The following is a 13,978-nucleotide window of genomic DNA, read 5'->3' as shown; positions in this document are numbered from 1 at the left end:
CTTCACCGAATGGGGGGTGACGCGATGCCGCGCTGGGTCGTCGTAGTGCTGGGGGTGACGGGCTCGCTCGTCGTGCTGATGCCGGTCGGCGGGATCGTCGCGTACATGTACGCGGTCGGCAGGAACCACGAGACCCTGAGGTTCCCGTCCGAGGATGTGACGGTGGCGCGGTGCGCGCTCGACCCGGTGTCCGGGCGGCCCGTGGCGGAGCTGTCGGTCATGAGCCGGGCGGCCCACCGGGGGACGTACACGGTGACGGTGGAGTTCCAGGACGAGCGGGAGAAGGCCGTCGACCGGGGGACCGGGGTCGTCGAGGACCTCGCGATCGGCGCGACCGGCCGGACGGTGGTCGTGGGCGCCGAGGCGTACGGCGGGGGAGTGCCGCGCTGTGTCGTGTACGAGGCCGACTTCGGGTCTACGGAGCCGGCGAAGGCGGAGGCTGAGCCGACGACGGCCGGGGCGACGGAGGCCGGGTGACGCGGGGGCGATGGTGAGCGCTGCCCCTCGAAGGTGGGGGGGTGGCAACCCGGTCCGCGCGGTTCGTGCCGCGCGGACCGGGGCCGTCAGGGGGTGCCGGCGGCGGCCAGGGTGGATTCCCCGGCCAGCGCCTCGGTGTGCGCGTCCATGCGCCCGGCGGCGAGGATCGCGGCGGCCGTGTCGGCCCGGGAGGCGGCGACGACCAGGGCGCGGCCCGCGAGGGCGTGGGCCCGGCGGTGCAGGTCCTGCGCGGACGAGCCGCTCAGGCCCGCGTGCCGCGCGGGCGGTGCGCCGCGCAGCCGCGCCACCTGCCGGGCGATCTGCTCGCCGGCCTCCGTGTCGCCGAGCTCGTCGGTGACGGCGAGCAGGGCGGAGAGGTGCCCGGCGAGCTGGATGTCCAGCTCCTCCTCGCGGGAGCGGTGCGGGTACGCGTCGTGGGCGTCGTCGGCCATCCGGTGGACCGACTTGGTGCGGATCGGTTCGTACATGGGACGGCCTCCTAGTGCTCTGGAGCCATCCTAGCTTAGATTCTGTCTAAAGTTGATTCGGGTCCGGGGCGCACTCCGGCGTACGCCCGCCTAGGGCTGGCTGTAACCGTCCAGGAAGCGGCCGATCCGGGTCACCGCGTCCGCCAGGTCCGCCGCCGCCGGCAGCGTGACGATCCGGAAGTGGTCCGGCTCGTGCCAGTTGAAGCCCGTCCCGTGCACGACCATGATCTTCTCCGCCCGCAGCAGGTCCAGGACCATCTGCCGGTCGTCCTTGATCTTGTAGACGTTCGGGTCGAGACGCGGGAAGAGGTACAGCGCGCCCTTCGGCTTCACACACGTCACCCCCGGGATCTGGGTCAGCAGTTCGTACGCCGTGTCCCGCTGCTCCAGGAGCCGCCCGCCCGGCAGCACCAGGTCCTCGATCGACTGCCGGCCCTGGAGCGCGGCGGCCACCGCGTGCTGCGCCGGCATGTTCGCGCAGAGGCGCATGTTGGCGAGGATCGTCAGGCCCTCGATGTACGAGGACGCGTGGTGCTTCGGGCCGCAGACCGCGAGCCAGCCGGAGCGGAACCCGGCCACCCGGTAGTTCTTGCTCATCCCGTTGAACGTGAGGACGAGGAGGTCGGGGGCGATGGCGGCGGTCGGGGTGTGCGTGGTGCCGTCGTAGAGGATCTTGTCGTAGATCTCGTCCGAGCAGACGACCAGGTTGTGCCGCCGGGCGATCTCCGTCAGGGAGCGGAGCATCTCGTCGTCGTAGACCGCGCCCGTCGGATTGTTCGGGTTGATGATCACGATCGCCTTGGTGCGGTCGGTGATCTTCCGCTCGATGTCCGCGAGGTCAGGCATCCAGTCCGCCTGCTCGTCGCAGCGGTAGTGCACGGCCGTACCGCCCGCCAGCGAGACCGACGCGGTCCACAGCGGATAGTCGGGGGCCGGGACGAGGACCTCGTCGCCGTCGTCGAGCAGCGCCTGCATCGACATCTGGATCAGCTCGGAGACGCCGTTGCCGAGGTAGATGTCCTCGACGGAGAGCGGGATGCCCTTCGTCTCGTAGTGGCTCATCACCGCGCGGCGGGCCGAGAGCAGCCCCTTCGCGTCGCCGTAGCCGTGCGCGTCGGAGAGGTTGCGCAGCACGTCCTCAAGGATGGCGGGAGGGCACTCGAAGCCGAAGGCGGCCGGGTTTCCCGTGTTCAGCTTGAGGATGCGATGACCCGCGGCCTCAAGCCGCATCGCCTCTTCGAGCACCGGACCCCGGATTTCGTAACAGACGTTGGCGAGCTTCGTGGACTGGATCACCTGCATGACGAGAGCTTACGGCCGGGTCGGCCGGGGCGCCTCGTGTTTTGGGACACGTCGGACAGGCCGGACGGGTGGCGGGCGGGGCCGGAGGCCTCCGTCGGGCGGGATAGGTTGGCACGTCATGTGGGTTCTTAGTGCTTCCGGATGCCGGTGGCTCGGTGCGGTCGGGGCGCTTGCCGTCGCCGTGGGCGGATGGGCCGCGGGGACGCTGCCCGTACGCGGCGGCTGGGGGCTCTGGGAGCCGCGGGGCTCGGCCCTCACCGCGGCCGGGGCGGTTCTCGCGTACCTGGGGCTCACGCTGCTCGTCGGGGCCTGGTGGCGGCACGGGGTGCTCCTCGGGCGGGGGCTGGGGGACGCTCGGGGCGGGGTGGTCGGCACCCTTGCGTGCTGGACCGCGCCGCTGCTTCTCGCCCCGCCCCTGTACAGCGCCGACGTCTACAGCTACATCGCGCAGGGCGCCATGGTCCTCGAAGGGCACGACGTGTACGGCGGCGGGCCCTCCGTCCTCGGCCCCGACGAGCTCGGCGCTGACGCGGCGGCGAGCGTCGGCGGGAACTGGACGGACACCCCCGCCCCGTACGGACCCGTCTTCCTGCTCCTCGCGGCGGCGGTCGTGAAGGTCACCGGCGGGGCGATCGTTCCCTCCGTCCTCGGGATGCGGCTGATCGCCCTCGCCGCGCTCGCCCTGATCGTCTGGGCCGTACGGGGACTCGGCGGCGGGCCCGGCGGCCGCGCCGGCGCGCTCTGGCTGGCCGCCCTCAACCCGCTGCTCCTCATCCACGTCGTCGGCGGCATGCACAACGACGGCCTGATGATCGGCCTCCTGCTCGGCGGCGTGCTGCTCGCCACGCGCGGGCGGTGGGTGCTCGGCTCCGTCCTCGTCGGCCTCGCGGTGATGATCAAATCTCCGGCGGCGGTCGCGCTGCTGTTCATCGGCGTGATGATCGCCCGCCGGGACGGTGGCGTACGCGGCCTTGCCAAGGGCCTCGTCCTGCCGGGAGTCGTCGCCGGCGCGGTGGCCGCGGGGGCGACGGTGCTCGCCGGGACCGGGTTCGGATGGCTGCGCACCCAGAGCGTCGCCGGGTCGATCCACACCGCGCTCTCGGTGACCAGTGACCTCGGGCTGGGGCTCGGGCTGCTCCTCGGGGACGACCCCGCGCCCGTGAAGGGCGTCGTGCAGACGGCGGGGCTCGTCGTCGCCGTCGCGGTGATCCTGGTGCTCGCCTGGCGGGCCTGGCGGGGGCTGCTCGACCCGGTGCTCGGGCTCGGGCTCTCGCTGGTGGCGCTCGTCGCCCTGTCGCCGATGGTGCAGCCCTGGTACGTGCTGTGGGGGACGGCGGTCGTCGCGGCGGCCGCGTGGAGGAGTCGGGCGGGGCAGGTGCTCGCGGTGGTTTCGGCGGCGCTGGTGTACGAGACGGCGCCGTCTGGGCGCACGCCCTGGTTCGGGTTCGTGGTGGCGGGGGTCGTGCTGGTGGCGGGGCTGGTGTGGGCGCGGAGGGAGCCGTGGGCGGGCGGCACGTCGGAGGGTGCCGCTCCGGTGGGCGCGGGGCGGTAGAGCGGAGGCGCCCGCTGGGGCGCCGTTCCGTTGTGCCCACCCTCCCCCAGACTCCGTCCGGGGGGACCCCCACGCCCCAGCGGAACGAATGCCCACGACGTCAGTGCACGCGGCGGATTGCGCGGCCCGGCAAGGCGTCCGTGCGGGTGCCGTTTTCCATGACGAAGGTGCCGTTGATCAGGACGTGGGGGATGCCCGTGGGGAGGGTGCGTGGGGTGTCGTACGTTGCGCCTGGGGTCACCGTTTCCGGGTCGAAGAGGACCAGGTCCGCCACGTAGCCCTCCTTCACCAGGCCCCGGTCCGGGAGGCGGAGGCGGGCCGCCGGGCGGGCGGTCAGGTGGGCGACGCACTCCTCCAGGGAGAGGACGCCGAGCTCCCGTACGTATCGGCCCAGGTACCGCGGAAACGTCCCGTACGCGCGCGGGTGCGGTTTCAGGCCCTGGAGGATGCCGTCCGAGCCGCCCGTGTGCACCCGGTGCCGCATGATCGCCCGTACGTTCTCCTCGTGGCCCACGTGCTGGAGGATCGTCGTGCCGAGGCGGTCCTCGACCAGCAGCCGGCGGGCCGTCGCCCAGCCGTCGACGCGGCGGCCCGTGAACTCGGCGAGCGCCGGATCCGACACCCCCGAGACCTCGATCGTGTCCCACTCGACCGGCACCCCGTGGCAGCCGTCCGAGCCGAGGACTTCGAGGTGGTGGCGGATGCGTTCGGCCGTCCCGTCGTCCCGCAGCCGCGCGAGCACCGCCTCCGGGCCGCCCTCGCTCGCCCAGCTCGGCAGCACGGCGACCAGGGTCGTACAGCCAGGCGTGTACGGGTACGTGTCGAGGCTGATGTCCGCGCCCGCGTCCAGGGCCTCGTCGAGGAGGGCGAGGAGGTCGGGGGCCCTGCCCCTGTTCACACCGAAGTTCATGGTGGCGTGCGCCAGGTGCAGCGCGCAGCCCGCCTCCCGGGTGAGCGTGATCATCTCCTCGTACGCGCGAAGCGCCCCCGCCCCGTACGAGCGGTGGTGCGGGCAGTAGTAGCCGCCGTACTCCGCCACCACCCGGCACAGTTCGGTGAGCTCGGCGTCCGGCGCGTACATCCCGGGGGTGTACGTCAGGCCGGACGACATGCCGACCGCGCCCTGTTCGAGGCCCTCGGCGACGAGCCGCCGCATCCGGTTCAGCTCGGCCTCGCTCGCGGGGCGGTCCTCCCAGCCCACCGCCTGCATCCTGACCGTGCCCTGGGGGACCAGATAGGCGGCGTTGACGGCGATGCCCCGGCCGCCGTGGGCGCGGTCGAGGCGGTCCAGGTATCCGCCGACGGTCCGCCAGTCGAAGTCGATGTCGTCGCCGTGGCCGTTCCAGCCGGTGATCGCCCTGCGCACCTCCGCGAGCGTGCGGTCGTCGACCGGCGCGTACGAGAGGCCGTCCTGGCCCAGGACCTCAAGGGTCACGCCCTGCGCGGCCTTCGCGCTGTGGTCCGGGTCGCGGAGCAGCGCGAGGTCGCTGTGGGCGTGCATGTCGATGAAGCCGGGGGAGAGGGCGAGGCCCTCGGCGTCCACCACGCGCCGGGCGGTGGGGCGCTGGCAGCCCGCCGCCGCGCCCTCCTTGACGATCGCGGCGATCCGGCCGCCGTCGATGGCCACGTCGGCGCGGTAGGAGGGGCCGCCGGAGCCGTCGACGACCTCCGCGTCACGGAAGACGAGATCCATGGCCCTCCCCCTAGAAGAAGGTGCGGATGTGGTCGACCACCGTGCCGTCCGCCTCGACGAGCGGGATCAGCTGCCACTTGTCGAAGGACGTACAGGGGTGGGAGAGGCCCATGCCGACCCAGTCGCCGACCTCCAGGTCCGCACCGGCCTCGGTGGCGAGCCAGGCGTGCTGGTCGGAGAGCCCCGTCACGGTGATGCCCTCGGCGGCGCGGACCTCACCCGTGCGGGCGTCACGGACGACCTGTGCCTCCGGGAGGTGGAGGTCGTGGGCGGCGTCGCGCTTGCCCGCGTTGGTGAAGGCCTGCTCGGCGGTGGGGCGGGAGACGACCTGCGACCAGAGGCGGAACGCGGGCTGGAGCGCGCCCTCCTCGGGCATCCGGTTGAAGGGGGTGAGGTTGCGGTACTGACCGTCGTCGTGGGAGACGTACGCGCCGGAGCGCAGCAGCCTGAGGACCGGCAGCGAGAGTTCGGGCAGCTCCGCGAAGACCTCCGCGACCGTGTCGAACCAGGCGCTTCCGCCCGCGCTGACGACGATCTCCCCGATGCCGGCGTCGAAGCGGCCCTCCTTGTCGAAGGCGGCGGCGAGCGCGGTCAGCCGGAGCAGCCAGGCGCGGACCCGCTCGGTGTCCGGCTTCGGCACCTCGCCCTCGTACCCGGCGACGCCGACGAGCCGCAGCGTCGTGACGGCGGCGACCGCGTCCGCGACGGCGGCGCACTCGGCCTCCGTACGCACGCCGGTACGGGCCCCCTCGCCGGCGCCCAGCTCCACGACGACGTCCACGGCGCGACGGGCGCCCGCCGCGCGCAGGGCCTCGTCCATCAGCTCCACGCCACGGACCGAGTCCACGTAGCAGACGAGGCGGAAGTCCGGGTCGGCGTCGAGTTCGGCGGCGAGCCAGCGGAGGGCGGCGGCGTCGACGACCTCGTTGGCGAGGAAGATCCGGGCGATTCCGTGCGCCCGGTAGACCCGGGCCTGGTGGGGCACGGCGGCGGTGATGCCCCAGGCGCCGTGCGCCAGCTGCCGGTCGAAGAGCTGCGGGGCCATGGAGGTCTTGCCGTGCGGCGCGAAGGCGAGGCCGTGGCGCTCGGCGTACGTCTCCAGGAGGCGGAGGTTGTGCTCGACGGACTCGGCGGAGAGGGCGAGTACGGGGGTGGTGTAGCCGCCGGTGAAGAGGTTGCGCCGCTGGGCGGAGAGCTCGCCGACGGTCAGGCCCTCGGCGTCCGGGGGCAGGGCCTTGAAGCGGTGGTCGACGCGCTCGTTCGCCAGGTCGGGCATGAGGCCTCCTCGTCGGTGCGGGGTTGTGTTGCAGGGTGTGCAACACTCATTGCGCATACTGCTCATGGCTGTCTAACATCCGGGCCAAGGCCGGGTCAATGGACCCGGAGGAGCGAGCAGGGAGCCCGGAGTGAGCGCACACGTGCCCGTGGACGCGCCCTCGCACGCCCCGCCGGACGTTGCATGCCTCGGTGAGTCCATGGTCACCTTCCTTCCCGGCCGCCCGGGCCGCCTCGCCGACGTCCCCGCCTTCACCCGCGCGATCGGCGGCGCCGAGTCCAACGTCGCCTGCGCCCTCGCGGCCGCCGGGCACCGCGTGAGGTGGGTCGGCCGCGTCGGCCGGGACGGGTTCGGCGACCACCTGGTGGAGACGATCGGCGCGTACGGGGTCGACGTCGGCGCCGTCCGCCGCGACCCGCACCGGCCGACCGGCGTCTACTTCCGCACCGCCACCGACCGGGCCTCCGACACCCACGAGGTCGTCTACTACCGGGCGGGCTCGGCCGCGTCGGCCATGTCGCCGGACACCGTCCCGTACTCCTCCGTCGCCGACGCGCGGATCCTCCACCTCACCGGCATCACGGCCGCGCTGTCCGCCGACTGCCTGTCGCTGATGCGGGAGCTCACGGCGCCCCGGCCCGGGCGCCCGCTGGTCTCCTTCGACGTCAACCACCGGCCCGGGCTGTGGGGGAGGGGTCCCGGCGTCGCCGCCGAGGTACTGCTCGAACTCGCCCGGCGGGCGGACCTCGTGTTCGTGGGGGCGGATGAGGCGGAGGTGCTGTGGGGTGTCGCCGATCCGGCAGCGATACGGCGGATGCTGCCGGAGCCGGCGGGGCTCGTGGTGAAGCGGGGTGGGGAGGGGGCGGTGGTGTTCGAGCGCTGCGCGGCTTCTTTCCCCACCCCGCCCCTTCCCGAACCGGGGCTCCGCCCCGGACCCGGGTCCTCACACGCCGGACGGGCTGGATCTGCCGCCCAAGGGGCCCCCGACACCGTCACCCACGCCCCCGCCCCCCGCGTCGGCATCGTCGCCCCCGTCGGCGCGGGCGACGCCTTCGCCGCCGGGTACCTCTCCGCCGCCCTCCGCGGGCTCGACCCGCGGGCCCGGCTCCGGCACGGGCACCTCATGGCCGCCGCCGCCCTCACCGTGCCCGGCGACCTTGCCGCACCGCCCCGCCGCGACCACGCCGACCGGCTGGCCGCGCTCGACGAGGCCGCCTGGGGGACACTTCACCTCGGCCCCGGCTGGACGGTGCGCCAGGGCCCCGACCAGGCCGGGGACGACGACGGCCCGGACCCGACCGGGGGCCACCATGGCCCCGACCAGGAGGTACGTACGCCATGAGCCAGACCGTCGACCGGGCGCTCAGCATCCTGCCGCTGCTCGCCCAGGGCCCCGCCGACCTCGGACAGGTCGCCGAGCGGCTCGGCGTGCACAAGTCCACGGCCCTGCGGCTGCTGCGCACCCTCCATGAGCACGGTCTCGTCCACCGGCAGCAGGACCACCGCTACCGCCTCGGGGCCCGGCTCTTCGCCCTCGCGCAGGAAGCCGTCGAGAACCTCGACATCCGGGAGATCGCCCACCCGTACCTCACGGCCCTCAACGAGCGGATCGGGCACACCGTCCACCTCGCCGTGTACGAGGAGGGCGAGGTCGTCTACATCGACAAGGTCGAGAGCCGCTACCCGGTCCGTATGTACTCGCGCATCGGCAAGCCCGTGGCGATCACCGTCGCCGCCGTCGCCAAGCTGCTCCTCGCCGACCTGCCCGAGCCCGAGCGCCGCGCCGTCGCCGGCAAGCTCGACTACCCCCCGTACACCCCCCGTTCGACCCCGAACGCCGCCGCCTTCCTCCAGGAGCTGGCGACCGTACGCGAACAGGGGTGGGCCACCGACCTCGGCGGCCACGAGGAGTCCATCAACTGCGTGGGCGCCCCCATCCGCGGCGCCGACGGACGCGTCGTCGCCGCCATGTCGGTCTCGGCGCCCAACGTGGTCGTCACGGCCGAGGAACTCCTCTCCCTCCTCCCGCAGGTGCGCGGCACCGCGGACGCCATCAGCCGCGAGTACTCCGGCGAAGCCCCGACGAAGGAAGCCAGCGCATGACCATCGAGAAGACCGCCCTCACCCCCGCCACCCACACCGCCCCGCCCGCGAAGTTCTCGCACGGCGTGAAGAAGGGGAACATCCTCCAGGTCGCCGGCCAGGTCGGCTTCCTGCCCGCCGTCGAGGGCCAGGCCCCCACGGTCGCGGGCCCGACGCTGCGCGAGCAGACCCTCCAGACCTTCGCCAACGTCAAGGCGATCCTGGAGGAGGGCGGCGCGAGCTGGGACGACGTGATGATGATGCGCGTCTACCTCACGGACGTGGACCACTTCGCCGAGATGAACGCGGTCTACAACGACTACTTCGAGGACCAGAACCTCAAGGCCCCCGCCTCCGCCCGCACGACCGTCTACGTCGGCCTCCCCACCGGCCTCCTCATCGAGATCGACGCCCTCGCCGTACTCGGCTGAGCCCGCGGGGCGGGTCCGGAGCGGCGGCGGCCACGGCAGGGCGCCCCGGCGGATCACCGCCGGGGCGCCCTTTCCCACGTACGTACGGGCCCGTCAGGTCGTGCAGTACTGCGCCTGCTTGCCGATCGAGCGGTACATGCAGTCCGCGTTCTCCAGGAGTTGGAGGACCGCGTCGCGGTTGCGGCTCGTCTCGCGTTCGATGACCTCGTCGGGCGGGTAGAAGCCGCCGCCCGAGGACGACGCCGGGTACATCTCGAAGGTGTAGCCGAAGATCTTGTGGACGCCCCACAGGTAGTCGTCGATCGAGCCGTCCGTGATGTAGAGGTCGCTGGACTGCTCGGGCGTGTAGCCGTTGCTCGCGGCCATCTTGCCGCCGACGGTCGCGAAGGCGTCCCGGTCGTCCTGGGTCATGCCCGGGGCGGTGTTCGCGGTGGTGTAGCCGAAGGGCCAGAGCACCAGTTCGCTGTACGTGTGGAAGTCGATGGCCGCGGTGATCTGCTGCTTGCCGCCGACCACCCGGGAGCGCACGAAGTCGGCGACGACCTTCACCTCGGGGGCCGACTCGGGGGCCGTGCCGCGGTACGTCTCGGAGCTCTTGGAGCTTGAGGAGCCACCGCAGCAGCCCCACTTGTAGTTCCAGTTCCGGTTCATGTCCGTGCCGATGTACGACGAGCCGGAGTTCGGCTGCCGGTTCTTGCGCCAGCTGCGGTAGGAGCCGCTGGCGATGTCGTACTCGCCGCCGTCCGGGTTGAGGTCCGGCACGATCCAGATCTCGCGGCCGTTCACGGCGCCCGTGACCCGGGAGTCGCTGCCGTAGCCCGCGCCGAGTTCACGCAGCAGGTAGAGCGCCATCTCGACGGTGAGGTGCTCGCGGGCGTGCTGGTGGTGGGTGAAGAGGGCCTCGGGCTCGTTCTCGTCGGTGGCGACGTTGTCGCTGATCTTGATGGCGATGATGTCCCGGCCCTGGTAGGACTTCCCGATCACCTGCTTGCGCATGATGGACGGATAGGCGGCGAGCCGCTGGTCGATCTCCGCGTTCATCTCCGCGTAGTTGTGGTACCTCGCGTCCGCGGAGGGGAAGTCGAGCGGGCCGACGGAGTGGTCGTGTTCGCCCTCGGTCGCGCGGTTCGGCGGGCCGGGCAGCGCGACCGGCTTGTAGCCGAGCGCCTTGAGGTTCCTGAGCTGTTCGGTGTTGGCGCTGACGACGACCGACCGGGCGTCGACCTCGTCGATCGAGACGCCGGTGGCCAGGAGCGCGGTGCGGGCGGCCGGGGTGGAGGGCCCGGCGACCTCGTACTGCCGGATCACCTCCTCCGCACCGGCGGCGATGCGGGCGGCGGTCGGCGCCGGGTCGGCCCCGGCGGGTGAGGAGAGGGCGGAGAGGGGCGCCGCGAGGGCGAGCGCCACGAGGGCCGCGAGGGTGGCGGACCTTCTGCCGCGGGTGGGACGTCGCATGCTGTCTCCTGGGTGGGGAGTGTGGGGGTGTGCGACAAACTCGTGCGGGTGTCCGGCCCACATGGTGGCGCCATGTCATGGACCGGTCAAGATGACGGGTTCGGCCATACTGTCCCGCGTGGGGATCCTCATCGGCAGATACGTCATCGAACACAAGCTAGGCGAAGGCGGCATGGGCACCGTCTATCTGGCCCGATCGCGCGGCGGGCGTGCCGTCGCCGTCAAAGTGGCGCGGCCGGAACTCGCCGCCGACCCGTCCTTCCGCGCGCGCTTCCGCGCCGAGGTCGCCGCGGCCCGGCAGGTCGGCGGCTTCCACACCGCGCAGGTCGTCGACGCCGACCCCGACGCCGAGGCGCCCTGGCTCGCCACCGCCTACATCCCCGGCCCCACCCTCTCGGCGCTCGTCCTCGCCCAGGGACCCATGGGCGGGGAGCGGCTGCGCTCGCTCGGCGCCGCGCTCGCCGAGGCCCTGGAGGCCATCCACGCCTGCGGGCTCGTCCACCGCGACCTCAAGCCCGGCAACATCGTCATGGCCTCCGACGGGCCGCGCGTCCTCGACTTCGGCATCGCCCGCGCGGTGGAGTCGACCCGCCTCACCGCCACCGGCTCCGCCTTCGGCACCCCCGGCTACCTCGCCCCCGAACAGGCCCTCGGCGAGGAGGTGACGGGCGCCGCCGACGTCTTCGCCCTGGGCGCGGTTCTCGTCGCGGCGGCCGGCGGACGGCCCTTCGGGGACGGCACGCCGATGGGCCTCATGTACCGGGCGGTCCACGAGGCCCCGGACCTGGCCACCGTGCCGGAGGCGCTGCGCGGGCTCGTCGGCCGCTGCCTCGCGAAGAACCCGGCCGAACGGCCTACGCCGGAGGAGATTCTGGACGAGCTGGGGGTGGGGGTGATGTCTGTTTCGGTGGCTGATCCCGCGCCTGTTGCCGCCTCTGATCCTGTGCCCGGGCCTGCTCCCGCTGACGCCGTTCCCCTGCCTTCCTACGCGCTGCCTACGCAGCCTGCCGACGTCGCCGTCCCCGGCTTCGTACCGCATCCCGCCACCCTCCTCGTACCCCCGCAGCCCTCCGTACCGCCGCTGCCCGCGCCGGACTTCGTCGCCGCCGACCGGAGCTCCGGCATCGCCGTCGACGCGGACGGGGTGTCCCTGCACCTCGTCGGCGAGGAGGCCGACTTCGGCTGGGCCGAGATCGGGGCCGTACGGTACGAGCGCGTCCGGCGCGGCCGGGCGCTGCGTGTCACCGTCCACCTCCACGACGGTTCCGTCTTCGACTGCGAGGTCGACGGCCGCGGGGCCGCCCGGGTCGACGAGTGGATCCTCCGGCTCGACCCGGTGCTCGCCCGGTACCTGCCCGTGTGAGGGTACGGAAATGACGCAGCGCCGCCGGGTGAGCGGCGGCGCTGCGGTTCCCGTACGGGAGGAAGCGTTACGGCAGGTTGTGGACGTGCGGTCCGACCGCGTTCGACCAGGCGTTGCCCGCCGTCGCGTCCCAGTTGGTCGACCAGGTCATGGCGCCGCGCAGCGACGGCCAGGTCTGGGCGGGCTTGAAGGTGCCGCAGCCGGTGCCCCTGGTGAGGCAGTCGAGCGCGTTCTTCACGATCTGCGGGTCGACGTAGCCGCTGCCCGCGCCCCGCGTGGAGGCGGGGACGCCCAGGCCGACCTGGGACGGGGCGAGGCCGCCCTGGAGCTGGATGCAGGCGAGCGCGGTGAGGAAGTCGACCGAGCCCTGGCTGTACACCTTGCCGTCGCAGCCCAGCATCGAACCGCTGTTGTAGTACTGCATGTTGACGACCGTGAGGATGTCCTTCACGGCGAGCGCGGTCTTGAAGTACTCCGTGCCGGTGTTCTGCATGTCGATGGTCTGCGGGGCCATCGTCAGGACCATGGAGGAGCCCGCCTTGGCGGAGAGCTGGCGCAGCGCCTTGGTCAGGTAGGTGGAGTTGATGCCGTGTTCGAGGTCGATGTCGACGCCGTTGAAGCCGTACTCCTGCATCAGGGCGTACGTGCTGTTGGCGAAGGCGGTCGCGGAGGCGTCACTGTTGATCGTGACGTTCCCCTTCTCGCCGCCGACCGAGATGATGACCGACTTGCCGGCGGCCTTCTTCGCGGCGATGTCCGCCTTGAAGTCGGCGACCGAGGCGTAGCCGACGGCCGGGTCGAGGTTGAAGACGATCTGGCCGGGCGTGGCCGTCGAGTCGGCGAAGGAGACGGCGATGATGTCGTACTGCGCCTGGACGTCCCGCAGCTTCTGGACCGCGGCGCCGTTGTTGAAGTTCTGCCAGTAGCCGGTGAGGGCGTGCTTCGGGACGGCCGGGCCGGGGCCCGGGTCGGTGGTCTTCGCGGTCCGCGCCGACACGGCCGAGGACTTCGCGGACTCGCCCGCGGAGTTCGTCGCGGCGACCTGGAACTGGTACGCGGTGTCGGCGCTGAGTCCGGTGACGGTCGTCGACGTACCGCTGACGGTCTGCGGGTTGGCGCCGTCGCGGTACACCTTGTAGCCGGTGGCGCCGGAGACCGCGCCCCAGCTGAGGGCGACCGAATTCGTGGTGACCGTGCCCGCCGCGAGGCCGGCCGGGGTGGCCGGGACGACCGGGTCGGGGTCCTGGCCGCCGCCCCCGTCGGGACCGAAGACGCTGACGTCGTCGACGAGGTAGGGGGAGGTGCCGTACCAGCCGTGGGTGTAGATCTGGACGGAGGTCGTGCTCGCCCCGGTGGTGAAGGTTGTCGTGAGCTGCTTCCACGCGGCGCTGTCGGGCGTCCAGGTGGAGACGTCGGTGGTGCCGGTGCCGGTCGCGCCGAGGTAGGCGTAGCCGCCCTGGACCCAGGCGCTGAGCTTGTACGTCGAGTTGGGCTTCACGGCCACGGTCTGCACGCACTTGGCGTTGTCGAGCCCGGCCGGGGTGGCCCTGAGGGCGCCGGCGCCGGTGCGGACCGGGGAGGAGACGGCGGCGCCGCTCCCGGCGGAACAGGCCCAGTTGGTGAGGCCGCTCTCGAAGCCGGCGTTCTTGGCGACGTTGACGTCGGCCGCCTGCGCGGTGCCGGCTCCGCCGACGAGGACGAGCCCGGAGCCGACGGCGAGCGCGAGGGCTCCGCCGAGCCAGCGGCGGCCTTGCGCGGTGGCCTCGCGGCGGGTGGTGGTGCGGTCCACGTGCATCCTCCGGTGGGGGAGTTGGGGATGTGGAGGTGCCGTACGTCTTCGTCGTCGTACGGAGGGGCGG

12 protein-coding genes are annotated in these 13,978 nt (G+C 72.7%); 6 read left to right on the top strand and 6 right to left on the bottom strand.

What is annotated here, in order from left to right; translation table 11 throughout:
* Positions 1 to 24 precede the first annotated feature (24 nt).
* Positions 25 to 477 carry a hypothetical protein gene (locus ABT034_RS27200; protein ID WP_351219673.1) on the top strand — a complete coding sequence of 151 codons (453 nt, stop codon included), beginning with the start codon at positions 25 to 27 and terminating at the stop codon, positions 475 to 477.
* Between the two features lie 86 nt (positions 478 to 563).
* On the opposite strand, the gene ABT034_RS27195 is transcribed toward ABT034_RS27200, so the two are convergent.
* Complete coding sequence (locus ABT034_RS27195) at positions 564 to 965, bottom strand: SCO4983 family protein (RefSeq protein WP_351219672.1); 402 nt, start codon at positions 963 to 965, stop codon at positions 564 to 566.
* 90 nt (positions 966 to 1,055) lie between these two features.
* Positions 1,056 to 2,267 carry a pyridoxal phosphate-dependent aminotransferase gene (locus ABT034_RS27190; RefSeq protein ID WP_073809366.1) on the bottom strand — a complete coding sequence of 404 codons (1,212 nt, stop codon included), beginning with the start codon at positions 2,265 to 2,267 and terminating at the stop codon, positions 1,056 to 1,058.
* 118 nt (positions 2,268 to 2,385) lie between these two features.
* Here ABT034_RS27190 and mptB point away from each other — a divergent pair, with 118 nt between their 5' ends.
* Positions 2,386 to 3,819 carry a polyprenol phosphomannose-dependent alpha 1,6 mannosyltransferase MptB gene (gene mptB, locus ABT034_RS27185; RefSeq protein WP_351219671.1) on the top strand — a complete coding sequence of 478 codons (1,434 nt, stop codon included), beginning with the start codon at positions 2,386 to 2,388 and terminating at the stop codon, positions 3,817 to 3,819.
* Between the two features lie 100 nt (positions 3,820 to 3,919).
* On the opposite strand, the gene ABT034_RS27180 is transcribed toward mptB, so the two are convergent.
* Both ABT034_RS27180 and ABT034_RS27175 read right to left on the bottom strand, forming a co-directional pair.
* Complete coding sequence (locus tag ABT034_RS27180; RefSeq protein WP_351219670.1) at positions 3,920 to 5,512, bottom strand: N-acyl-D-amino-acid deacylase family protein; 1,593 nt, start codon at positions 5,510 to 5,512, stop codon at positions 3,920 to 3,922.
* A gap of 10 nt (positions 5,513 to 5,522) precedes the next feature.
* Positions 5,523 to 6,788, bottom strand: coding sequence for an alanine racemase (locus ABT034_RS27175; protein WP_351219669.1), 1,266 nt, complete (start codon positions 6,786 to 6,788; stop codon positions 5,523 to 5,525).
* Positions 6,789 to 6,987: 199 nt separating this feature from the next.
* Here ABT034_RS27175 and ABT034_RS27170 point away from each other — a divergent pair, with 199 nt between their 5' ends.
* The 3 genes from ABT034_RS27170 to ABT034_RS27160 are packed head-to-tail and all read left to right on the top strand — an operon-like array spanning position 6,988 to position 9,301.
* Positions 6,988 to 8,130, top strand: coding sequence for a sugar kinase (locus ABT034_RS27170; protein ID WP_502973065.1), 1,143 nt, complete (start codon positions 6,988 to 6,990; stop codon positions 8,128 to 8,130).
* Positions 8,127 to 8,891 (top strand): IclR family transcriptional regulator, encoded by a 765-nt coding sequence (locus tag ABT034_RS27165; protein WP_351219667.1) that lies wholly within the window; start codon positions 8,127 to 8,129, stop codon positions 8,889 to 8,891. Before ABT034_RS27170 ends, ABT034_RS27165 begins: the two co-directional genes overlap by 4 nt.
* Entirely contained in the window at positions 8,888 to 9,301 is a 414-nt protein-coding gene (locus ABT034_RS27160) for a RidA family protein (RefSeq protein ID WP_351219665.1), read from the top strand. Before ABT034_RS27165 ends, ABT034_RS27160 begins: the two co-directional genes overlap by 4 nt.
* 93 nt (positions 9,302 to 9,394) lie before the next feature.
* Here ABT034_RS27160 and ABT034_RS27155 read toward each other — a convergent pair whose 3' ends face one another.
* Positions 9,395 to 10,756 (bottom strand): M14 family metallopeptidase, encoded by a 1,362-nt coding sequence (locus ABT034_RS27155; RefSeq protein WP_351219663.1) that lies wholly within the window; start codon positions 10,754 to 10,756, stop codon positions 9,395 to 9,397.
* 91 nt (positions 10,757 to 10,847) lie between these two features.
* Between ABT034_RS27155 and ABT034_RS27150 the strand changes: the two genes are divergently transcribed.
* Positions 10,848 to 12,119: a serine/threonine-protein kinase gene (locus ABT034_RS27150; protein ID WP_502973064.1), complete on the top strand. Its 1,272-nt coding sequence runs from the start codon at positions 10,848 to 10,850 to the stop codon at positions 12,117 to 12,119.
* A 67-nt stretch (positions 12,120 to 12,186) separates the two neighbouring features.
* Here ABT034_RS27150 and ABT034_RS27145 read toward each other — a convergent pair whose 3' ends face one another.
* Positions 12,187 to 13,914 (bottom strand): chitinase, encoded by a 1,728-nt coding sequence (locus ABT034_RS27145; protein WP_351219659.1) that lies wholly within the window; start codon positions 13,912 to 13,914, stop codon positions 12,187 to 12,189.
* Positions 13,915 to 13,978 lie beyond the last annotated feature (64 nt).

It is taken from the genome of Streptomyces sp. NPDC002773 (genome assembly GCF_040295605.1).
GTDB lineage: Bacteria > Actinomycetota > Actinomycetes > Streptomycetales > Streptomycetaceae > Streptomyces.
The sequence above is the reverse complement of the archived record's forward strand: the minus strand, read 5'-3'. Positions and strand labels throughout refer to the sequence as shown.

Excerpts from the sequence above, each read along its gene's own strand:
- ABT034_RS27200 (WP_351219673.1), top strand. The coding sequence starts at position 25 with ATGCCGCGCTGGGTCGTCGTAGTGCTGGGGGTGACGGGCTCGCTCGTC.
- ABT034_RS27195 (WP_351219672.1), bottom strand. The coding sequence starts at position 965 with ATGTACGAACCGATCCGCACCAAGTCGGTCCACCGGATGGCCGACGAC.
- ABT034_RS27190 (WP_073809366.1), bottom strand. The coding sequence starts at position 2,267 with ATGCAGGTGATCCAGTCCACGAAGCTCGCCAACGTCTGTTACGAAATC.
- mptB (WP_351219671.1), top strand. The coding sequence starts at position 2,386 with ATGTGGGTTCTTAGTGCTTCCGGATGCCGGTGGCTCGGTGCGGTCGGG.
- ABT034_RS27180 (WP_351219670.1), bottom strand. The coding sequence starts at position 5,512 with ATGGATCTCGTCTTCCGTGACGCGGAGGTCGTCGACGGCTCCGGCGGC.
- ABT034_RS27175 (WP_351219669.1), bottom strand. The coding sequence starts at position 6,788 with ATGCCCGACCTGGCGAACGAGCGCGTCGACCACCGCTTCAAGGCCCTG.
- ABT034_RS27170 (WP_502973065.1), top strand. The coding sequence starts at position 6,988 with ATGGTCACCTTCCTTCCCGGCCGCCCGGGCCGCCTCGCCGACGTCCCC.
- ABT034_RS27165 (WP_351219667.1), top strand. The coding sequence starts at position 8,127 with ATGAGCCAGACCGTCGACCGGGCGCTCAGCATCCTGCCGCTGCTCGCC.
- ABT034_RS27160 (WP_351219665.1), top strand. The coding sequence starts at position 8,888 with ATGACCATCGAGAAGACCGCCCTCACCCCCGCCACCCACACCGCCCCG.
- ABT034_RS27155 (WP_351219663.1), bottom strand. The coding sequence starts at position 10,756 with ATGCGACGTCCCACCCGCGGCAGAAGGTCCGCCACCCTCGCGGCCCTC.
- ABT034_RS27150 (WP_502973064.1), top strand. The coding sequence starts at position 10,848 with ATGACGGGTTCGGCCATACTGTCCCGCGTGGGGATCCTCATCGGCAGA.
- ABT034_RS27145 (WP_351219659.1), bottom strand. The coding sequence starts at position 13,914 with ATGCACGTGGACCGCACCACCACCCGCCGCGAGGCCACCGCGCAAGGC.